The organism is Verrucomicrobiota bacterium (genome assembly GCA_016871535.1).
In the GTDB taxonomy this organism is placed as follows: Bacteria; Verrucomicrobiota; Verrucomicrobiia; order Limisphaerales; family SIBE01; genus VHCZ01.
This window is the reverse complement of record VHCZ01000024.1, coordinates 12,935-34,070: the sequence shown is the minus strand read 5'-3', so window position 1 is coordinate 34,070 and position 21,136 is coordinate 12,935. Positions and strand designations below refer to the sequence as shown.

Below are 21,136 nucleotides of genomic sequence, written 5' to 3'. Positions count from 1 at the left end.
TGTCGTCAGATGAACAAATCGTCGTTCGTAAACCCCAATTCCTTCATGACGGTTTGAAGCGGCTTCGTGATGTCGTCCGGCCGGGGCTTTTGTCCGTCCGCCGCCACGAAGTCCCAGTAGATTCTTTCGTAATTGCCGGGCTACCGTCTACGGCACCAGAAACCAGTAAACGAGGCCGCAGGCGGCTCCGCACACGGCGAGCGCGGCCAGCCCCAGCGGACGCCAGCGCGGCACCAGACACCAGAGCAACACTCCGGTGAGCGCGCCGACAAGTTGCAGCACCGCGATGGCGTCGAGGATGAATCGCCACGCGGAACCGGCCTCGACTCCGCGGTGCAGTTCGGCCAGGCGGGCGGCCGCGTTGCGGCTTTCCAGCAGGACTTCCGCGCGGCCTTTCTGCCGGTCAATGACCGCCTGCACACGCCGCGCCGGACTTTTGAAAACTACCGTGATCCGGTCCTCGTCGGCTTCAAATGAATCCACCGCGCCGGTGGCGCCGAAATCCTTGCGGAGTTTCTCGACGACCGCGAATTGGTCCGGCGTCTTGAGCATCTCCAAAGGAACGGCGCCTTCGACCTTGGTGACCCGCGGCGTGGACAACCCGCACCAATCCGGATGATTCAGCAGGAGTCCCGTCAGAGAGAAAAAGAGAATGCCGAGAAGTCCCAGCATGGAGAGGTAAATGTGAAGCGTGCGGGACCACTTCTTGAGGAGCCTCCGCCGATGTTCACCCGAGTTCATTCCTGGAGGGGATTCTATTCGGACGGGGAAGGGCCGTACGTGAGTTGGGCTTCTTCAAACTCTGACGTGGCTTTGACGACGCTTTGGGATGGCTCCGAGCCGCACGAAATCTTTGCGCTCTCTTTGGCGTAAGTGCCGCGCTCGCGATTTGCCTCTACAAAGATCGTGTAGGTGCCGGGAGGAACCGGGTCGCCGGAATCGTCGCGCCCGTCCCAGGTCACGCGATGGCGGCCAGGCGGACGCGTCGCGCGCGCGATCGTCGCCGCCCAATCGAGCCGATCCTTCTCGCCGTACGACCAATCGTAAAGGTCGGGAAAGTAGCGCGCCTGGTTGCCCCAAAGCACGATGGTGCGGACGCGCGCGCCCTTTTCATTCACCGCCCAAACCGCGACGTAAGGACGGCGATACCCGCCGCCTCCGCCAGCCGGGCCTTTCAGCGTGAGCGTCAGCGTCAATCGAAAATCCTTTGGCCACAAACTCGGTTTGGCTTCGTTCGCTTTCTTCGCGCCGCCGGGGGCGGGGATTTCGAGCGCCGCGAACTGCGCGCTGCGGAACTGTTCGCCGCTGGCGGCAATGATGAGGCATTCCGCGCCAGGTGTTGCTCGGATCAGCGCCAGGCCTTCTTCCGGCTTGAGCACGCACAATGTGGTCGCCAGCGCGCTGGCGGTGGCGTTGTCCGCGGCGACAACAGTTGCGCATGCAATGCCTTCCGCAGGCCTGCCGGTGCGCGGATCGAGAATGTGCGAATAGCGGCGGCCCGCAATCGTGTAGCCGCGCTCGTAACCCCCGCTGGTCGAAATCGCGCGGTCCGCCAGCCACACCTGCGTGACCGGCGCGGCGTTGTCCGCGGGGTCTCGCGGATGCGCCACGCCCACGAGCCAGGGACGCGACGGCGCTTCCAGGCCGCTCGCGAAGATGTCGCCGCCGAGGTTAAGCAACAGTCCGGCGATCGATGGCGCGGCGGCGCGCGCAGCGGCGACAGCTTTGCCGAGGATGTATCCTTTCCCGAGCGAATCCAGATTGAGCGGTTGCGGCGAGAGGCGCTGGACGGTCCGTTCGCAAGCGTTGAGAGTCCAGGCAGGCGTTGACACGTTCCGCACGATTCGCGCAAGGGAAGCCGAGGCCGGAGGCACACCGGCCTGTTCCGCGGCGCGCCAGGCGCGGATGAGTTCTCCCAGTTGGCCTTGATACGCGCCGCGAGAACGCGCGGTCCAGGTTTCGTAAGCGCTCAACACTTCGAACAATTCAGGCGAACAGCGCATCGGCTTGGGGTTGACAGGGAGCCGGCTGATTTCGCTGGCCGGATCGTAGGTGCTGAGAATTCTTCGGAGACGCTCGATTGCAGCGAGGACAGATTGCTCGACTTTGCACGCCACTTCCGCTGCGTCGGTTCGAACGATCAGATCGAAAGAGGTGCCGAGGATTCCTTCGTGGTGGAAATGGAACGGACCGCCGGCAGGGCGAGTCCGTCCCGGCGAGCCGCTCGACGTGACTGGAACACGTCCGACTCGGCTCGCTGGGGACAGGCTCGCCCTACCGTCAGGTTCAGGGGGAGGAGCGTCCGCAACAATGGTGCCTGCGAAAACGATAAGGCTGAACAAGAGTCCGCGCCGACCGAGCGAACAACGGGGCATGGCGGCTAAGGTGGCGACTCGGGAAATGGTTGTCAACGCGCGGAGAACTTTGAAGGCGCGCCCGCGGCCTGGTAAATGGAAGCAACCTTCTTTGGGCACGTAGGAGAGCATATCCGCCATGCCGCTGACCGGGACGGCGACTTTGACGCGCTCGTCCGCTGCCGCGATCCAGAAGGTCGTCGCGCCGCCGCCGCTGATTCCTGTGACCGCAATGCGTTCGGGATCGACGTCGCCCCGCGTCAGGAGATAATCGATGCCGCGAACGCCGTTCCAACATTCGACACCGGCCGGCGTGTAACCGCGCGAATGCCACCACCAGCGGTTTTCCCGGTAGGTCCCGTGATGAATTGCGGCGATCTCGCCGAGTTGCAGCGTATTCCTGCTTGTGCTGCGAACGAAGCTTGTTCCAATCCTCGGTTGATCTGAGGTCCTGCGCGATCGCGGCGTGAATCTGTTCCGTTTCCCTTCGCAGGAATTCTTGAATCATGGTATCGCCCGGCTGGTCGCGGTCCGGCTGCCCGTAGGGTTGCGCGCGATTCGTCCAGTTCGTGAGGGCAGCCGCCACGAAGGCAGCCTGCAAAGCTGAGCGCAGCAACTTCAGATTTGAGATTTGAGATTCTGCACGGGGAAGTGCGGTTTCATGGATCGTCTGAGCAGACCTGCCCTCGCATGCCGAGAATGGCTTGAAGCGATGCCGAAAAAGTTCTATGAGCAAGGCCAACCAGTGCCCAATCCTTGAACCCGGATAACCTTCCACTTCATTCCATGGACACTCCCACTTCAAAACCTGCTTCGACGCGGCTGACTTCACTCGATGTCTATCGCGGTTTCGTCATGTTTCTCATGGCGGCCGAGGTGCTGCGCCTGAGCCGGGTCGCTCGCGCGCTTCCGGAAAGTTCGTTCTGGAAATTTCTGGCCTACCACCAGACGCACGTGGAATGGGCCGGATGTTCGCTGCACGATTTGATACAGCCTTCGTTCAGTTTCATCGTGGGCGTCGCGCTGCCTTACTCGATTGCCAGCCGGCTGGCCAAGGGGCAAAGCCCGTTGGCAATGACGGCCCACGCGATTTGGCGGTCGGTTCTTTTGGTTTTTCTGGGCGTGTTCCTGCGGTCCACGGGCCGCTCCCAAACCAACTTCACGTTTGAGGACACACTTAGCCAGATCGGGCTCGGTTACACGTTCCTTTTCTTGCTGGGCTTTCGCGCAATGCGGGCGCAGTGGATCGCCCTTGGAACGATTCTCGTGGGATACTGGGCTGCGTTTGCGCTGTACCCTTTGCCGGGGCCGGAATTCGATTACGCAAAAGTCGGCGTGGCCGCAGGCTGGCCGCATCTGGCCAGCCCGGACAGCTTCGTGGCGCATTGGAACAAGAACAGCAATCTGGCCTGGGCGTTCGACCAGTGGTTCCTGAATTTGTGGCCGCGCGAGAAACCTTTTCTCTTCAATGGCGGCGGATACTCGACGCTGAGTTTCATTCCAACCCTCGGCACGATGATACTCGGATTGATTGCCGGCGGATGGCTGCGCAGCGAGCGTCCAGCGATCGCCAAGGTGAAACTGCTGGCGCTGGCGGGCGTCCTCTGCCTGGTGGCTGGAACGCTGCTGCATTGGCTCGGCGTCTGCCCGAACGTGAAGCGAATCTGGACGCCGACCTGGACGATCTTCAGCGGGGGGTGGTGTTTTCTGTTATTGGCAGGGTTCTACGGCGTGATCGACGTGTGGCGGTGCAAGCGCTGGGCGTTCCCGCTCGTGGTCATCGGCTTGAACTCCATCGCCATCTATTGCATGGATCACCTGATCAACGGGTTTATCACCAGCTCACTCCGAACGCACCTGGGACCGAACGCTTTCAAAATCCTGGGCGACGCCTGCGAACCGCTGGTGACGGGCGGCGCGGTGCTGCTGGTTCTGTGGTTGATCCTGTTTTGGATGTATCGCCGCAAGATCTTTCTGCGCATTTGAGAGTGCCCATGAATCTCGGTGGTCGAGCAATGCGCTGACAACAGGCTCCCTTTCCTGATCTTGTTTCCTCTCGTGGCGGAGAATTCTCCGAAGGATTTCCCGCTTCGGCCGCGAATCCGTGTTCATCCGTTTCCATCCGCAGGGGCAGGTGGCGTGGTTCTCCGTGGATACCTTGTCCCGAGAAGCTCGGCGGCAAAACGGGCTTGGGCAACCTGGCCTTGGCGTGTCCGCGACGCAACGCCTACGAGTGGGCCTTTCAAACCGGCATCGCTATGTGCAGGAATAACCGCCGTCCACGGGCAGGATCGCTCCGGTGATGAAAGCGGCCTGGGGAGAACATAGAAAAACGGCGGCGCCGGCGATGTCGTCGGGTTTTCCCCAGCGCTTCATCGGAGTCCGTTCCAGGATGGCGCGGTTGCGCGCCGGGTCGTCGCGCAACGGTTGCGTCATGGCGGTCTCGATCCAGCCAGGAGCGATGGCGTTGACGCGGATGCCGTCCTCAGCCCAGGCGATGGCCAGGGATTTGGTCAACTGCACGAGGCCGCCTTTGCTCGCGCTGTACGCGGGCACGAAGCCGCTGCCAAAGAAGCTCAGCATCGACGCGATGTTCAACACGCAACCCCGGCTCCGTGCCAGCAACGGCCGGCATGCCGCGCACAGGCGCATGGCGCCGGTGAGATTGACGTCGATCACTTTCTCGAAATCGGCCGGATCGTGCTCGCGATTCTGGCGCAGGATCGTCCCGGCGCAGTTCACCAGGATGTCAAGTTGGTGGAATCCAGCGATCACTTCTTGAATCGAATTATCGTCGGTCACGTCGAGCATTCGGGCCTCGACCTTCGAACTGAGGTGAGGGAATCTCTTGATCTGTTCGAGGGTATGGCCAGTCGCCGTGACGTTGCATTCTTGTCCGGCGAAGGCCAGCGCGATGGCACTGCCAATCCCGCCGGTTCCTCCGGTAATTAACGCTCTCTTTCCTTCGAAGCGCTCTGGCATACGACTGGAGGATAAAGCGGGACGAGAAAAATGGAATGGAAGTTTTGGAAACTTCAGCGGTCCGCGAGCTTCCCATGAACCGTCTCCTCCGACCGTGGCCTTTCGGCCACTTCAGCGCTGGACTCCGGCGAGTGCGCGGAAGCAGCCTGAAGGCTGCGGTCCGCATGGTTTTCGGTTCAAGGGCCGTCTGCACGGCTTTTTGGCCGTGGGAACTTCCCATGAACCCGGTAGGGCTGCGTTGCTGCGCAGCCGGTCTTCGGTCGATGCGGCACCACCGCCCTACCGGCGATGGGTTCAAGGGTCGTGCGCACGGCTCGGAGGCCGGGAAGCTTCCGTTGGGCATTGAGGGAGGCAAGGCGAACCTGTCCCCGGCGAGCCGACGTGTTCCAAGCCTGTCGCACGGCTCGCGGGACGGGCTCGCTCTACTTTGTTCACTGCTTGAGAGAATTCCTCACCGCGAAGAGAGCCGGAGGATTGGATCCTCCGTCGGCTCACTCGTACCGGAGCGATTCGATGGGGTCGAGTTGGGAGGCTTTCCGTGCAGGATAAAAGCCGAAGAAAATGCCGATGACCGCGCTGAAAAGGAAGGCGACGACGATGGACGTCGGGGAGACCAGTGTCGTCACTCCAAGCGAGCTCAAGAGTCTGGGGAGCACCTTGGAACTCAACAATCCCACGCAGATTCCCAGACATCCCCCCAGCAGACTCAGCACGACCGCTTCGGTCAGGAATTGCAGAAGGATGTCTCGGCCGCGCGCGCCCACAGCCATGCGAATGCCAATCTCGCGCGTGCGTTCCGTGACGCTGACGAGCATGATGTTCATGATGCCAATTCCGCCGACAATCAGGGAAACCGCGGCCACGGAGCCGAGGAGCCACGTCATGACTTTCGAGGTGGCGGTAGCCATTTCCGAAATCTCCTGCTGCGTTCTGACCAGAAAATCGTCCTCGCGATCCGGGCCGATGCGATGCCGCTGGCGAAGCAGGCTGATGATATCGTTCTGCACACTGGGGAGGAGTTTTGCGCTGGAGGCCTGCGCGTTGAAGGATCGAAAGGTCGTCTGCCCGGTCAGCCTTGTCATCGCGCTGGTGTAAGGCACCAGCACGATATCGTCCTGATCGCTGCCCTGGCCGCTCATGCCTTTCTGCGCGAGCAAACCGAGCACGGTGAACGGAGCATTCTTGATGCGGATGATCTGCCCGACTGGATCCTCGTCGCCGAAGAGCAACTCCGCCGTCGTCTTGCCGAGCAGCGCCACTTTGTTCCCGTTGCGCACGTCGGCCTCCGTGAAGTTTGCGCCGCTGGTCAGTTTCCACGAACGAATGTCCAGGTAATCGACTCCGACGCCCCGGACCTGGCTGCTGGAGTTCTGGTTGCCCACAGCGATTTGCGCGGAAGCCCAAACTTCCGGGCTGATGCCGCTGACATCGGGAATCTCTTTTCGAATGGCCTCGAAGTCTTCGCGAGTCAGGGTCCCGGCCGTGCCAAAGCCCATTCTGAACCCGCCGCGGGAGACGTTGCCTGAGAGAATGAGGATCACGTTTTGCCCCATGCTCGCGATCTGCGCTTCGACCTGCGCCTTCGCCCCGCTGCCAATGCTGACGACGGCGATGACGGCGCCGACGCCGATGATAATACCCAGCATGGTCAGAAGGGTGCGCAGCGTGTTTCGCCGGAGTGCGCGGAGAGCGATCTTGAAGGTGGCGAAGATAATCATCTACGAGACGAGTTGGATTTCCTTTTGCTCGCGTTCCAATTTTTGCAGTTCCTGGCTGGCGAACAACCGGTCTGTCACCGGAGTGTCCTTCACGACGCGGCCATCGCGCATGATCACGCTGCGCTTGGTGTAGCGGGCGATGTCGAGTTCATGCGTGACCATGACGATGGTCATTCCTTGTTCGTTCAGGGTTTGAAAGACGCCCATGATCTCAATGCTCGTCCGGCTGTCCAGATTGCCGGTGGGTTCATCCGCCAGAAGGAGCTTGGGTTGATTGACGAGGGCTCGCGCGATAGCAACCCGCTGCTGCTGGCCGCCTGAAAGTTGATTCGGATGGTGCCCCGCGCGATCACTGAGGCTGACCAACTCGAGCGCTCGCAGGGCGCGGTCGCGCTGTTCTCGTCCGCGCACGCCCGGCCGGGCGTAGAGCATCGGCAATTCAACATTCTCCAGCGCAGACGTCCGGGAGAGGAGATTGAATCCCTGAAAGACAAACCCGATTTTCGAATTGCGCAAGTCGGCCAGTTCATCGCGGCCAAGCTCGCCGACATCGACTCCATCCAGCAAGTAACGCCCGCCCGTGGGCCGGTCAAGACATCCGATGGAGTTCATCATGGTGGATTTGCCCGAACCGCTTGCTCCCATGATCGCGACGAATTCGCCCTGCTGGATTTCCAAAGACACACCGCGCACGGCATGGACCTCGACCTCGCCCGTGTAGTACGTCTTGCGGAAGTTCTCCAGTTTTACGATGGCAGGCATCGGGGAAAACTAAAAGCGCCGCGGGCCCCCGCCAAATGGGCCTCCGAAGGCCCCCCCTCCAGGCGGACGCATCGCCATGGCGGAGGGTTCAGGCGTAACGAGACCGGTCACAACCACCTCGCCTTCTTTCAAGCCTTCGAGGATTTCCGTGTTCGTTCCGTCGGTTATGCCTGTTTTGACCGAAACGGCGCGCAAGACTTGCTCCTCGCCGCCGCCAATTCCCGCTTCTTTCTCCAGCACATAAACGGTTTGAGTGCGCGGTCCTTCCTGCGCGGTGCGCGAGGCGCTCCCAAACGCGGGAAGCCCCGGGCCACCTCCGCCAAGGCCGCCACCTCCAAAACCTCCGCCCCCTCCGCCCTGGGCAAAACGCGCGCGCATCTGATCCATGATTTGGCGATATTGGTCGCGCTGTTCCGGGGTCAGAGAGGCTTCATACTTCTCCCGTTCCTCTTGGGTCGGGCGGCGGCGTTCGCCGTCCATCCACGGGGGTGTCGGCAGGCCAGCGAATGGGCCGCTGGTGGCTACTGGAGCCTGGATTTGATTGGAAGACCCGCTGCTGCTGACGGCATTGGTCGAAGTTTTCGCAATAGCGCCTTCAGGTGGACGGAAACGAAACGCCGCGTTCGGTACGCGAAGCGTGTCCTTTTTCTGTGAAGTAATGATGGACGCCGTGGCCGTCATACCGGGGCGAAGCTTGAGATCAGGATTATCCACCTCGACGATGGCGGTGTAAGTGACGACGTTTTGATTTGTGATAGGCGCAAACCGGACTTGTTTCACCTGCCCCTTGAACTGACGTGTGTACGCTTCGACAGTGAAATTGACCGGCTGGCCTTCTTGAACCCCTCCGACGTCCGCCTCCGAAACGGCCGCCTCGATTTGCATTTTTGCCAGGTCATTCGCGATGAGGAATAGCGTCGGCGTATTGAAGCTCGCGGCCACCGTCTGGCCTTCTTCGATGTTGCGCGAGATCACGATGCCGTCAATGGGCGCAAAAATCCGCGTCCGCTCCAGATCCACTTTGGCGCGCTCGACATTGGCCTGGCGCATTTTGACAATTGCCTGGGCCTGGTGCAAATCGACTTCCGCGCGGTTGTAATCCGCCTCAGAAATGAGTTTGTTGGCGAAGAGTTCTTTGGCACGTTTGAAGTTAAGGTCCGCGAGTTCTTGCGCCGCCGTGGCGTTTGCGAGTTCGGCTTCGGCCTGGGAAAGATTCCGCTCGTACGTCGCGGGGTCGATCTTGGCGATCAACTCGCCTTTCTTGACCTTGGAATTGAAGTCTGCGCTGATTTCCGTGATGGTTCCTGAAATCTGGCTGCCCACCTGCACGTTCTTCACAGGCGTCAGTTGACCGTTGGCAGTGACGGTCTGAGTGATGTCGCCCCGAGAGATTTTCGCAGCCCGGTATTCGGCAGGTTTGCTGTTTTCCCTGTTGAAATACCAATATGCCCCGGCTCCCCCTGCGCCAAGAACAACCAAAAGGCCTACCCACTTTGACCAGGAGGATTTGCGCCGCTTGACACCAAGCGAGGACGGAAGTGCATCGGTCATATGAGGTGGACAATCACTGAGTGCAAGAGCATCGGAATCTTGGTCATACGGTCTGCTGTAGAATATCGCTAATGACGGGCAGCAGGCAAGGCCGGTTACATGCCCCAGGCAACCAATTCTCAGCGGCGGCTAACCCAAGCCCCGGATCTTGGAACATCTTTAGCGCAAAGTTCGGGCCAATTTCCCCCGAAGGAATCCACTGGAAACCGGAAAGCTCGGACACACCATCGCCAGTCGGTCTCCAACCCCTTGCACCGAAGTTCAATCCATGCCTCGACTACGCGACAGGGCTTCAAGAAATCGAGTCCGAAATCCCTAAAAAATGTTTGACTTAGGCATTGAGACCCGATAGTAATCGGCCGTATTGAACGGGGAACAAAGTACTTAGTAACTGAACTTATGAAACGAAAACAGATAAGGATGGCTGCTGTGTTGGCGGCTCTTTTAGGTTTCGGAATTTTACCTGCAAATGCTTTGACGGAATCCCAGACCAGGGCCATCCGGGATGCCGTGGTGGGTGTTCCCGCACTGGAGCAAGCCCCAAACGCTGCTAAAATTGTTCAAAAAGCCAGCGAGACCGACCGCGAAGAAGTCGCCGTCACCGTGACTCGGATCATCCTGTCCAAGAGCCCAGCTCTCGCTTCTACCTTGCTGGAAGCAATCGCTGAAGTCGCCCCGGAAACAAGTGCCGCTGTTGCCGCGCTGGCGGCGGAATTGTGCCCGGCGCAAGCTCAAGAGATTGCGTTGATCGCAGCCAGTTATTCCCCCGATCACGCGACGCGAATCGCGACCAGCGTTGCCAAAGCGGCGCCAAAAGACGCCATACGAATCACTCGTCGGATCGTTGGGGCCGTTCCTGAGCTTTCCGACAAGATTACGGAGGCTGTAATTGCTGCCGTCCCGGCCGCGAAAACCGAGATCGAAAGCGACGCGACTCTGGCCATGATCAGTTCCATCGCCAAGAACACTGGCTCAAGTGCTAGCGTTCCGGTCCGCAAGCGTGTCGGTGGACGTCCAACGCTGAGACCACCGCCAAGTCCGCCAAAGTCAACGCCGCCGCCTGCTCCCGCGCCAAGAAGCCAAGTTTTCAACGACGCAGTCAAGAGCATTGAGAACACAGCGACGACGGCAAAGCTAGACACGGGAAGTCAAGCATCTCTGATCACAGAAACCGTGAAAGCCATCAACGCCGTGGCCAAACCCGCATCGAATCTAACAAAGCAGGAACAGGAGAACTTGATAACACAGACAACGACCATAGTCGCGCAGGTTGTCGCAACCGCGACTCAGGCTGCAGCACAAGCTACCGCTCAAGCAAACGCGGCACAAACAAGCGCAAATCAAGCCTCAGCCGCTGCCGCTCAAGCGACTGATGGAGGCGCTGCTCGTGCAGCAGCAGCTCAAGCCGCCGCAGCCGCCGCTCAAGCCGCGAGAGCCGCCGCTCAGGCTGCGACTGAAGCAGCGGTCAAGCTTGCGGCAGCGGTCGCTGCAAACGTTGCCGCGACTGCTAGGGACACCTCGTTGAGCGTTGCCGAGAAACAATCGACAGTAGCGACAGTAACGCAGGTTGCCACGTCGGCAGCAGCAGCAGTAGCCAAAGCCGCTACTGATACAGCAACTGCTCAAGTCGCTGCAGCATCGGCTCAAGCCACCGCCGCATCCGCTCCGGCAGCGCAACTCCAGGCCGCTCAGACTGCCGCAGCACAAGCCACCACTACTGCAGCTGCCACGGTCGGCATCACTCAGAACGCTACTACGGCGGGCGTCCGTCTGGCAGAGGCCACTGTGAGTACGGTGGCGACAATCGCCAAGGATACCAATTTGAGCGCGGCCGAACGGCAGTCGCTGGTGTTGTTTGCTCAGACTCAAGTAACGAACGTCTCGAAGGACACTGCAGCCGTGACAAAGGCCCAAGCGTTAACATCGGCAATCCAATCCTTGGTTCAAGAAGTGAAAGCTGTTTCCGAGATCGCCAAGACGACGGATGACCCGAATGCGATCAAAGCGAAGATTGACGAATCCGCCAAAAAGATCGGTGATACAGTGAAAGCTTACGCCAGCCCGTAGTCTTGTCGTTCATTTTCCCGAGGAAGCCTCGACGGAAACTCCGTCGGGGCTTTTTTGTGACTACGCTCAGAGCGAGACTGGAAAGCAAACAATTCTGGTGCGTGCTGCATCGACACGACACAGGGCCTATGCACCAGCAATTCGCTCTTGAAATGGTGGATCGGTTCAGGCGAAATATTTTGAGTTCCGATTATTTCTATGAACCTCGGTGACATTCTGCAGCGAGACCAAATCGTGACTGACTTGCGGGCCTCCAACCGTTGGGAAGCCATCGATGAACTGATCGATAATCTGGTCGTAACCGGGAAGATTAAACCCGAACATCGCCAATCAGTCGCGGCTGTGGTCAAGAAGCGCGAAAGCTCAATGAGTACCGGGATCGGGTTTGGAATCGGCATTCCCCACGCTTCGACCGATTTGATCTATGAAGTTGTCGGCGCGCTGGGACGTTCCCGGAAAGGCGTTAATTTTGATGCATTGGACAACCAACCGGTGAATTTGGTCATGCTATTTCTGGTTCCGCAAGGCCAGTTTCAGAAGCACCTTCACACGCTGGCCAGCATCGCCAAACTGCTTCACCGGCGCGAATTTCGCCAGGCCCTTGAGTTGGCCCAGGATGCCGAAGCGATGTACGAGATCATCCGCGAAACTTCGACGGGGAAGTAGCGCGATCCTGCATCCGGCTGCGAATCTCTGCCATCGTTATCCCTTCAGAATAGTCCTTCCGTGCTACCCTACCGCGTTCTTGATGAGGTCTTGCAGCAAGCTGTGCAAGACTGCCTCCCCGATGCCAACGTCGCAAACGTGCTGGTCAAGCCCTGCGCGGATGCAAAGTATGGCGACTATCAAACTGCGTCCCTGATGCCGCTGGCCAAGGAACGGCGCTTGAGTCCGCGCCAACTCGCGGAGGATGTCATGGAAAGGCTGCAGCTCCCGAATTGGGTCCGCGATGTGGAAATCGCAGGCGCCGGCTTTCTAAACTTTCGTATCGCGCCGGCAATCTTGGGGGAATGCCTCAACGACGCCGCACGCAGCGAGCACCCCTTTTTTGAGCCGGTTGAACAACCTTTGACAATCGTGATCGATTTCAGTTCCCCCAATGTGGCCAAGCCCATGCACGTGGGACATATCCGCTCAACAATCCTGGGAGATTGTTTGGCGCGCACCTGCCGACTTCTTGGCCATCATGTAATCACGGACAACCATATCGGAGACTGGGGCACTCAGTTCGGCAAACTATTGCTAGGATGGAAGCAATCCCGGGATGTCGCGGCGCTTCAACGCGACGCCCTCGCCCAGATGGAACGGATCTACCAGGAAACAAATGCAGCCTGCGAAAACGATGCCGCAATGCTGGAGAAAGCTCGCCAGGAACTGGTGAAACTTCAGACCGGGGACTCAGAGAATCTCGCCCTTTGGCGCGAGATGATTTCCTTGTCGCAGACTCAATTCACCGCCATCTACCGCCGGTTGGGAGTTCAATTCGACCACACACTCGGAGAAAGTTCTTACAATCCCCGGCTCAAAGCTGTAGTTCAGGACTTGCAGCATCAAGGGATTGCCCGTGAAAGCGAAGGCGCCATCGCGGTTTTCTTCGACGAGATTCCGGAGTTAAAGGCGCATCCTGCCTTGATCCAGAAAAGCGACGGAGCTGCGAATTACATGACGACGGATCTCGCGACGCTTCAGTATCGAGCCGAGACCTGGAATCCGAGCGAGATCGTCTATGTGACCGACGGGCGCCAGCAACTGCATTTTAAGCAACTCTTCGCGGTTTTTCGTCGCTGGCGCCCCGATCTACCGATCAAACTCGCCCACGTTTGGTTTGGCGCGATTCTCGGGGAGGATGGCAAACCTTTCAAGACGCGCACCGGTGACACGATCAAGCTGACCGACTTGTTGGACGAAGCGGAGGAACGCGCGTTTCGAGTCGTATCCGAAAAGAATCCCAGATCCGATGAACAACAGCGTCGTGAGATTGCCAGGATCGTTGGAATTGGAGCGATCAAGTACGCGGATCTTCTGCCGAACCGCCAAAGCGATTATACTTTCAATTGGGATAAGATGCTTGCACTTAACGGGAACACTGCCCCGTATCTCCTTTATGCCTACGCTCGCATTCGAAGCATCTTCCGGAGGCATGGGACAGAGACCGATATCGAAGCACCCGGGCAGTTAACCGCTGCTGGTCTGTCGGCGGAGGAAGAAATTGCGCTAGTAAAGCACTTGCTGAACTTTGGTTTGGTCCTCGGGGCGGTGGCTGATGAGTACCGGCCGAATTATCTCTGTAATTACCTCTATGATCTCGCAGGACATTTTACCCGCTTTTACGAAAACTGTCCCGTGCTGAAAGCCGAAGCTCGCCAACGCCAAACCCGGCTGCTGATCTGCGACTTAGCCGGCGAGGTCTTGAAGCAAGGTCTAAACCTCCTGGGCATCGAGACCACTGAACAAATGTGAGCTCATGGGTCAGTACAGCACAGGGCCGAGGACAACGCGGAAGCCTAGATAATTACTGCGACGCGTGGGCAGGACATTGTTCCGGTAAGCCGAACGGCATGAGGAAGCCTTCCAATCCCAACCTCCTCCCCGAAAGACACGACTGACCCCTGACGAAGGCCCGGACGGCCTTTCGATCGATCCTCCCGGATATGCGCTATCATAGTAATCGTGGCACCATTCCCAGACGTTGCCGTAGATGTCGTGCAGCCCAAACAGATTTGGCCGCTTCTGTCCGACCGGGTGCGTGGTTTTGAGGCTGTTCGCATCGTACCACGCATACTCCCCAAGCTCTGTGTAATCCAGATCATCTCCGAAGCTGTACCGGGTGGTTGTGCCGGCGCGACAGGCATATTCGAACTCGGCCTCGGTCGGAAGACGATAGGCGTAGCCGAACGGCAACCGGCCTGCCGAGAACTCTGTCTGAGTCAGTCGCGCACAGTAGGCGACGGCGTCTTCCCAACTCACCCGCTCCACCGGCCGAGATGGGTCGCCGTTGAACCCACTCGGATTCGTGCCCGTGATTCGTTCATACTCACCCTGCGTCACCTCATACTTGCCCATCCAGAATCCAGAAGGAAAAACGACTTGCGTCAATGGATCTTCGTCCAGATCGCGGTCCTTCTCATCGGGCGGGCTCCCCATTACGAAGCGGCCTTGGGGGATCCAAACCATGTTGGGCAAGGGGAGGATATCGACGGCTTCGACGCGGAAAAACGCGGCCGGTACAGGGAAATCAATCTCGGTGGATTCGCGGCTTCCAGTGCCATCGATCAGGTCGCTGAAATCCCAGCGCTCCAAATCGATAGAGAGCGCAGCTTGATATCTCCGTCCAGCAACTGTGGGAAAACTGAGGTGAATCTCGCCATTCGTTCCTCGCTCCATCCGCGAGTGCACCGGGGCAAATGTTGGCCTGGATTCGACTCTAAAAAACGCGGTTCGATTCGCGCCGCCGGGATATTCAATCGTGATTGGCTGAGAGCCTCCCTGGACTATGCTGCCAAAGAAATGCCAATTCTTGAGGTCGTGAGTGACATAAACCTGGTAACGCTCGTTTAGTTTGCGGGAGAATGTGACTCTTACTTTCGTCCCTTCGGCTATCTCGATTTTGAGCGTGGGGCTTGGTAATTGTGCGGACAACTCTGCCGCTTCTGGAACGAGGCCGAGGGAAACCCCAAGAATCAAGGCGAACAAGAATCCAGCGAGTCTCATATAGAGCGAAATTATGAGCAAACAATGTTCCAGTGAAGAGATTTATTCCAGGTCACGGAAAGCGTGACGCCGCACGTTCTATCGGCGCACGAATCTCTCCAGATGTTCGAATAGTGCCGAGGAAGTTTCAAAATGAAAAAGTTCATGCTCTTTGGATAGGTGGCCAAAACCCGCGCCATAGGCGGGACCGTTGATCACACAGGCGTCCGTTTGATTCTCGCCGACCTGCGTTCGCGCGCGGTCAACAGCGGCTGCGCGCGTGCCGTCCACTTCGTATTTCCAGCCGACCAGCCATGCCTTGGGAAACCAACTGCGAAGCCGGTTGATGAGTTTTGGAACGGGAACCAATTCGGCCAGCAGCGGCGCCTCGCGCGTAGAGAATTTGCCACGGCTGATTTCGCGCAATTCCCCGCCTGGCGAACGCGTCCAGACTCTGCCAAAACCGAAGTCGCTGACCGCTGCCGCATGGAAGACCGCGTCAATTCGCACAGAGGCTAATGATTCCAGGTGTCGTTCCAGTTCGGAGGCGGTTCCGAATTCGATAATGCGCGCGACCTTGACAGCGCTCCGGAATATTGAACTGCTTCCCCGGAGTAAAACTACTTCGTGGCCCTGACTTGCCAGGTAATCGGCCAGTTGGGTGCCCAAAGTCCCGGTGGAGAGGTTAGTGAGCCTACGCACCGAGTCCAACGGCTCGAAGGTCGGCCCAGCGGTGACAGCGCAGTTCATGGCTACCGATTCGTCGCCGCGCTGCGCAGCGATCCCTCAAGCGTGGATTTCTTTTTCTTTCACCGCAACTGCGCCTTTGCCAACCCGCTTACGCAGATACGTCAGCTTCGCTCGCCGGACCGAGCCCTTGCGCTCAATCTCGATCTTTTCCACCCGTGGAGAATGCATCGGGAAGACGCGCTCAACTCCTTCGCCGTAACTGATGCGACGCACCGTGAAGGTCGAATTCAAACCACGGCCACGACGACCAATTACGACGCCGGCAAACACCTGGATGCGCTCCTTGTCGCCCTCGATCACTTTTGTATGGACGCGGACAGAGTCGCCGACTCCAAAATCCGCCGATTCCTTGCGGAATTGTTCTGATTCAATCTTGTCAAATATAGCTTGGCTCATAATTCGTTTTGCGTATTTTGCAGCTTACCGGGCGTTGCTTCGATGCGGTTCCAGCAAATCAGGTCGCCTTTGTCGAGTCCGGACTTCGGCTTGCTCCAGTCGCCATTTCTCAATTTCAGCATGATTCCCAGAGAGCAAGACCTCCGGAACTTGCATGCCGCGAAAATTTGCCGGCCTCGTGTATTGCGGATACTCCAAAAGCCCTTGCGCGAACGATTCGTCGTGCGCGCTTTCATCATCACCCAGAACGCCGGGCAAGAGCCTTGTCACGGCGTCGATAATCACCATCGCCGGCAGCGCACCATTGGTCAGGATGTAATCCCCGATGGATAACTCGTCATCCGCAAGGTGCTCTCGGACTCGCTCGTCGAATCCCTCATAGCTCCCGCAGATCAGCAGGAGATGCGCGCATCCGGCGAGGTCCTTGACCACGCCTTGCTCAAGCCTGCGGCCGGTCGGGGCGAGAAGAATCACGCGAGTCCTCTCACCAGTGAGGTTGGCCACGGCTTCAAAGATCGGTTCCGGTTTCAGCAGCATCCCAGGACCGCCTCCAAAAGGCTTGTCATCGACCGTGCGATGGCGATCACGAGTGTAGTCGCGCAGATTGTGCACTTGCAGATGGAGCAGACCACGATTCCGAGCGCGCTTAACGATGCTTTCCTCCATGGGACCGGAAAACATTCCCGGAAACAAAGTCAACACGTCAATCTTCATAATTGATCGCACGTGAGTGCGCTTTCTCGCGGATAAAAGCGCGACGCCCGAAATCAGTCTTCAGGTCTTTCCTCTACGATCTCCACGGTGCATCGCAGTCCCTGCCGAGCTCCTCCGACCTGGACGAGCGATCGGATCGCGCGGATTGTTCCACCTTGGCGGCCAATGATCTTTCCGACGTCTGTTGGGTGAAGGCGGAGTTCATAGACCGTCAATCCGTGGCGGTCCACAGGTGTAATCCTCACTGCGTCCTGACGGTCCACCAACCCTTTCACCACATATTCGAGAAAGGCTTGCATAGAGCGCAGGCATCAATCAACAGGCTGGAGCAGCCTTCCTGGCCTTCTTCAAAAAGCTGGCGACCGTATCGGTAGGTTGAGCTCCCTTGCTCACCCAGTAATCGGCGCGTTCGAGATCGAGAACGAAATTGTCCTGCCGCTTTAGCGGTTGATAGCTCCCGATTTCCTCGATGAATTTCCCGTCGCGCGGACTTCGGCTGTCAGCGATCACAATGCGGTACGCCGGCGTGTTTTTTGTTCCAATGCGCTTCAAACGAATCCGTACTGGCATAAAAGAATCAATGCATAATTGAAGTTTTCCCGTGGCGATGAACTAGACGAACAAACCGCACGGGCCTTCCCCAAAGGGAAGGCGGAGACTAGTCTCGGCAATGCGGGTTGGCAAGCCTCATTTCTCCTCGTTTACAGGTTTTCTACGGTTTTGCCGCGCCTCAACGAACTGGGTGTCCGGCTAGAACAGTTGCAGCGCCAAATCCGACATCACAGATCAGCCCTGGAAAAGAATGAAATGAGACATTGGCTTCAGAAGAAATCTGGCGGCAACCTACTCTCGCACAAGCTTTACATGTACTACCATCGGCAATGCTGAGTTTGACGGCCGTGTTCGGAATGGGAACGGGTCGGACCACAGCTTCATGGCCACCAAAAAAAGTGACTATTCATGGTTGAACCGCGAATACGAAGCCCAAAACGACTCATATCAATTCAACCATCAAAGAGCAAATTCTCTGAAAACTACACACAAGGCACTTGGCGAATAATATCGCGAGTTGGAAAATCGCTCACCCACTCACTCCGCCTAGATTCGACTCTTAGGCCGAACCAACTGCGGCACTGATTGGGAAAAGCGATCAAGCCTCACGACCGATTAGTACTGGTCGGCTAAAAGCCTTACGGCTCGTACACGTCCAGCCTATCAACCCGGTAGTCTTCCGGGGGTCTTCAGGAACCTCACGGTCCGGGAAACCATATCTTGGGATGAGCTTGGCACTTAGATGCTTTCAGCGCTTATCTCTTCCGCACATGGCTACGCAGCGATGCCCCTGACGGAACAACTGCCACACCAGAAGTGCGTCATTCTCGGTCCTCTCGTACTAAAGAATGAACCCCTCAAGTTTCCTGCGCCCACAGTGGATAAGGACCGAACTGTCTCACGACGTTCTGAACCCAGCTCGCGTACCGCTTTAACCGGCGAACAGCCGGACCCTTGGGACCTTCTCCAGCCCCAGGATGCGATGAGCCGACATCGAGGTGCCAAACCGAGTCGTCGATATGAACTCTTGGACTCGATCAGCCTGTTATCCCTAGCGTACCTTTTGTCCGTTGAGCGATGGCAATTCCACATTCTACCACCGGATCATTTGGGCCTGCTTTCGCACCTGCTCGACTTGTTGGTCTCGCAGTTAACCTGGCTTCTAGCCATACCCTCGTCGCACGGTTGCCAACCGTGCTGAGCCAAGCTTCGCGCTCCTCCGTTACTCTTTGGGAGGAAACCGCCCCAGTCAAACTGACCCGCAAGCACTGTCCCCCGCCTGGCTAACAGGTCGGGGTTAGAATCCTAATTAACAAAGAGTGGTGTTTCACATTTCGACTCCACGAGAACCGAAGCCCTCGCTTCGAAGTCTCCCACCTACGCTACGCATCATTAACCAGAACACAATACCAGCTTACAGTAAAGGTGCATAGGGTCTTTCCGTCCTACTGCGGGCAGGCGGCATCTTCACCGCCGTTACAATTTCGCCGAGATCCTCTCCGAGACAGTCGTTCAGTCGTTACACGATTCGTGCAGGTCGGAACTTACCCGACAAGGAATTTCGCTACCTTAGGACCGTTATAGTTACGGCCGACATTCACGGGGACTTTGGCAACGAGCTTCGCCTTACGGCTAACAAGTCACCTTGATCTTTCCGCATTGGTCACGTGTCACACCCTATACGTCGTCTTCACGACTTAGCAGAGTGCTGTGTTTTTGTTAAACAGTCGCTAAACGCAATTTACTGAGACCTTACACCGCCACATCGCTGCAGCGGCTTCAGGCACCCCTTATCCCGAAGTTACGGGGCTAATGTGCCGAGTTCCTTAGAGAGGTTTCTCTCGCGCGCCTTAGTCTATTCGACTCACCCACCTGTGTCGGTTTACGGTACGGGCGACCAGGGGAACGATAAGAAGCTTTTCTAGGCAGATCGTCCAGTGACTCGCTTCGCCCGAAGGCTAAGCTCCCAATTCAATCAGATAATCACTTTTCTCTCTGCGTGACTCCTTACCTTAACCCTAGCCGGTGCAGGAATATTAATCTGCTGTGCATCGATTACGCCTTACGGCCTCATCTTAGCTCCCGACTAACCCTGGGAGGACGAACCTGCCCCAGGAAACCTTAGGTTTACGGCGACCAGAATTCTCATCTGGTTTATCGCTACTCATGTCTGCATTCTCACTCATGAGCACTCGACCGTCCTTTACAGTCCGGCTTCAATGTGTTCATGACGCTCTCCTACCACTCCTGGACGGCGAACCGCACAGGAATCCGCAGCTTCGGTATGTGATTTAATCGCCAATCATTTTCGGCGCGACATCGCTCGATGAGTCAGCTATTACGCACTGTTTAAATGATGGCTGCCTCTAAGCCAACATCCTCACTGTCTAAGCAACGTCACATCCTTTCCACTTAATCACATTTAGGCACCTTAGCTGGCGATCTGGGCTGTTGCCCTCTCGACGACGAAGCTTATCCCCCGCCGTCTGAATGCTGGGTTACTGGGATCCGAGGTATTCGGAGTTTGGTTGGTTTTGGTAACCTGGTGGGGTCCCTAAGCCATCCAGTGCTCTACCTCCTCGGAGTACTGACCCAACGCTAGCCCTCAAGCTATTTCGGAGAGAACCAGCTATCACGGGGTTTGATTAGTCTTTCGCTCCTACTCTCAAGTCATCTCAGGATTTTTCAACATCCACGAGTTCGGTCCTTCACCTGGTGTTACCCAGGCTTCAACCTGCTCAAGAGTAGATCACCTCCGCTTCGGGTCTATTGCCTGCAACTGAACGCACGTTTCGTACTCGGTTTCCCTTCGCCTCCGTCCCAAAAGGACTTAGGCTTGCCACAGACAATAACTCGCAGACTCATTATGCAAAAGGCAGGCCGTCACTCCGAATTTCTTCGGAGCTCCGACACATTGTAGGCAAATGGTTTCAGGTACTCTTTCACTCCCCTAGCAGGGGTTCTTTTCACCTTTCCCTCGCGGTACTTGTTCACTATCGGTTGCCAAGGAGTATTTAGCCTTATCCGGTGGTCCGGACGGATTCGCACAGAGTTTCACGTGCACCGTGCTACTTGGGAAACCTCTAGAGAGCTTTGAGCTTTCGCGCACCCGGCTGTCACGGTCTACGGCCGAACTTTCCAGATCGTTACACTAACTCTCCACTTCTCACATCAAGGTCCCGCTACCCCGGGAAGACAAGTCTTCCCGGTTTAGGCTGTTCCGAGTTCGCTCGCCACTACTGACGGAATCGCTTCGTTTTCTTTTCCTGGGGTTACTGAGATGTTTCACTTCACCCCGTATCGCTTCACCGGACTATGAATTCATCCAGTGATAATCCCGAGTTATCAGGATTAGGTTGTCCTATTCGGAAATCCGCGGATCAACGCCTGCTTGCGGCTTCCCGCGGCTTATCGCAACTTGCTACGTCCTTCATCGCCTCTTGGCACCAAGGCATTCACCGTTTGCCCTTAGTAGCTTGATCACAAAGTTTATCTATTGATATGAAACTCAATAGAAACTCAGCGAAATGTAATCGCCCTAATTCTATCCCTATGTGTAGTTTTCAAAGAACATCATTAGCGGGTCATTCCGCCAATGGA

General features: G+C 57.4%; 17 protein-coding genes and 2 rRNA genes. 5 read left to right on the top strand and 14 right to left on the bottom strand.

Annotation, left to right across the window (positions count from 1 at the left end):
• Positions 1 to 147: 147 nt before the first annotated feature.
• Positions 148 to 741 carry a hypothetical protein gene (locus FJ398_05540; protein ID MBM3837411.1) on the bottom strand — a complete coding sequence of 198 codons (594 nt, stop codon included), beginning with the start codon at positions 739 to 741 and terminating at the stop codon, positions 148 to 150.
• 14 nt (positions 742 to 755) lie between these two features.
• Positions 756 to 2,495 carry a DUF2271 domain-containing protein gene (locus tag FJ398_05535; protein MBM3837410.1) on the bottom strand — a complete coding sequence of 580 codons (1,740 nt, stop codon included), beginning with the start codon at positions 2,493 to 2,495 and terminating at the stop codon, positions 756 to 758.
• Positions 2,496 to 3,140: 645 nt separating this feature from the next.
• Here FJ398_05535 and FJ398_05530 point away from each other — a divergent pair.
• Positions 3,141 to 4,340, top strand: coding sequence for a DUF5009 domain-containing protein (locus FJ398_05530; GenBank protein ID MBM3837409.1), 1,200 nt, complete (start codon positions 3,141 to 3,143; stop codon positions 4,338 to 4,340).
• Positions 4,341 to 4,610: 270 nt separating this feature from the next.
• Here FJ398_05530 and FJ398_05525 read toward each other — a convergent pair whose 3' ends face one another.
• A complete protein-coding gene (locus FJ398_05525) occupies positions 4,611 to 5,336 on the bottom strand; it encodes an SDR family oxidoreductase (protein MBM3837408.1) in 726 nt (241 codons plus the stop codon).
• A gap of 94 nt (positions 5,337 to 5,430) precedes the next feature.
• On the opposite strand from FJ398_05525, the gene FJ398_05520 reads away from it, so the two are divergent.
• The gene (locus FJ398_05520; protein MBM3837407.1) at positions 5,431 to 5,682 is read left to right on the top strand and encodes a hypothetical protein; all 252 of its coding nucleotides are present in this window, start codon (positions 5,431 to 5,433) and stop codon (positions 5,680 to 5,682) included.
• Positions 5,683 to 5,827: 145 nt separating this feature from the next.
• Here FJ398_05520 and FJ398_05515 read toward each other — a convergent pair whose 3' ends face one another.
• From FJ398_05515 to FJ398_05505, 3 genes are read right to left on the bottom strand one after another with little or no spacing between them, the layout of a single operon-like run.
• Positions 5,828 to 7,054, bottom strand: coding sequence for an FtsX-like permease family protein (locus tag FJ398_05515; protein MBM3837406.1), 1,227 nt, complete (start codon positions 7,052 to 7,054; stop codon positions 5,828 to 5,830).
• Positions 7,055 to 7,816: an ABC transporter ATP-binding protein gene (locus FJ398_05510; GenBank protein ID MBM3837405.1), complete on the bottom strand. Its 762-nt coding sequence runs from the start codon at positions 7,814 to 7,816 to the stop codon at positions 7,055 to 7,057. It abuts the gene before it with no gap.
• Positions 7,817 to 7,825: 9 nt separating this feature from the next.
• Complete coding sequence (locus FJ398_05505; protein ID MBM3837404.1) at positions 7,826 to 9,367, bottom strand: efflux RND transporter periplasmic adaptor subunit; 1,542 nt, start codon at positions 9,365 to 9,367, stop codon at positions 7,826 to 7,828.
• Between the two features lie 399 nt (positions 9,368 to 9,766).
• On the opposite strand from FJ398_05505, the gene FJ398_05500 reads away from it, so the two are divergent.
• From FJ398_05500 to argS, 3 genes are all read left to right on the top strand, one after another.
• Positions 9,767 to 11,434, top strand: a complete 1,668-nt coding sequence (locus tag FJ398_05500) for a hypothetical protein (protein ID MBM3837403.1) — start codon at positions 9,767 to 9,769, stop codon at positions 11,432 to 11,434.
• A gap of 198 nt (positions 11,435 to 11,632) precedes the next feature.
• Positions 11,633 to 12,100 carry a PTS sugar transporter subunit IIA gene (locus FJ398_05495; protein MBM3837402.1) on the top strand — a complete coding sequence of 156 codons (468 nt, stop codon included), beginning with the start codon at positions 11,633 to 11,635 and terminating at the stop codon, positions 12,098 to 12,100.
• Between the two features lie 27 nt (positions 12,101 to 12,127).
• On the top strand, positions 12,128 to 13,894 hold the full coding sequence (gene argS, locus FJ398_05490) for an arginine--tRNA ligase (protein MBM3837401.1): 1,767 nt from the start codon (positions 12,128 to 12,130) through the stop codon (positions 13,892 to 13,894).
• Between the two features lie 9 nt (positions 13,895 to 13,903).
• Here argS and FJ398_05485 read toward each other — a convergent pair whose 3' ends face one another.
• The 8 genes from FJ398_05485 to FJ398_05450 all read right to left on the bottom strand — a co-directional run bounded on the left by FJ398_05485 (position 13,904) and on the right by FJ398_05450 (position 21,021).
• The gene (locus tag FJ398_05485; GenBank protein ID MBM3837400.1) at positions 13,904 to 15,145 is read right to left on the bottom strand and encodes a formylglycine-generating enzyme family protein; all 1,242 of its coding nucleotides are present in this window, start codon (positions 15,143 to 15,145) and stop codon (positions 13,904 to 13,906) included.
• Positions 15,146 to 15,223: 78 nt separating this feature from the next.
• The gene (locus FJ398_05480; GenBank protein ID MBM3837399.1) at positions 15,224 to 15,874 is read right to left on the bottom strand and encodes an NAD-dependent epimerase/dehydratase family protein; all 651 of its coding nucleotides are present in this window, start codon (positions 15,872 to 15,874) and stop codon (positions 15,224 to 15,226) included.
• Positions 15,875 to 15,910: 36 nt separating this feature from the next.
• A complete protein-coding gene (locus FJ398_05475; protein ID MBM3837398.1) occupies positions 15,911 to 16,270 on the bottom strand; it encodes a 50S ribosomal protein L19 in 360 nt (119 codons plus the stop codon).
• A 24-nt stretch (positions 16,271 to 16,294) separates the two neighbouring features.
• A complete protein-coding gene (trmD, locus tag FJ398_05470; protein ID MBM3837397.1) occupies positions 16,295 to 16,984 on the bottom strand; it encodes a tRNA (guanosine(37)-N1)-methyltransferase TrmD in 690 nt (229 codons plus the stop codon).
• Positions 16,985 to 17,037: 53 nt separating this feature from the next.
• The gene (locus FJ398_05465) at positions 17,038 to 17,283 is read right to left on the bottom strand and encodes a KH domain-containing protein (GenBank protein ID MBM3837396.1); all 246 of its coding nucleotides are present in this window, start codon (positions 17,281 to 17,283) and stop codon (positions 17,038 to 17,040) included.
• Positions 17,284 to 17,299: 16 nt separating this feature from the next.
• Positions 17,300 to 17,554: a 30S ribosomal protein S16 gene (gene rpsP, locus FJ398_05460; protein ID MBM3837395.1), complete on the bottom strand. Its 255-nt coding sequence runs from the start codon at positions 17,552 to 17,554 to the stop codon at positions 17,300 to 17,302.
• 260 nt (positions 17,555 to 17,814) lie between these two features.
• A 5S ribosomal RNA gene (rrf, locus tag FJ398_05455) occupies positions 17,815 to 17,930 on the bottom strand.
• 199 nt (positions 17,931 to 18,129) lie between these two features.
• Positions 18,130 to 21,021: ribosomal RNA gene (locus FJ398_05450) — 23S ribosomal RNA — on the bottom strand.
• Positions 21,022 to 21,136 lie beyond the last annotated feature (115 nt).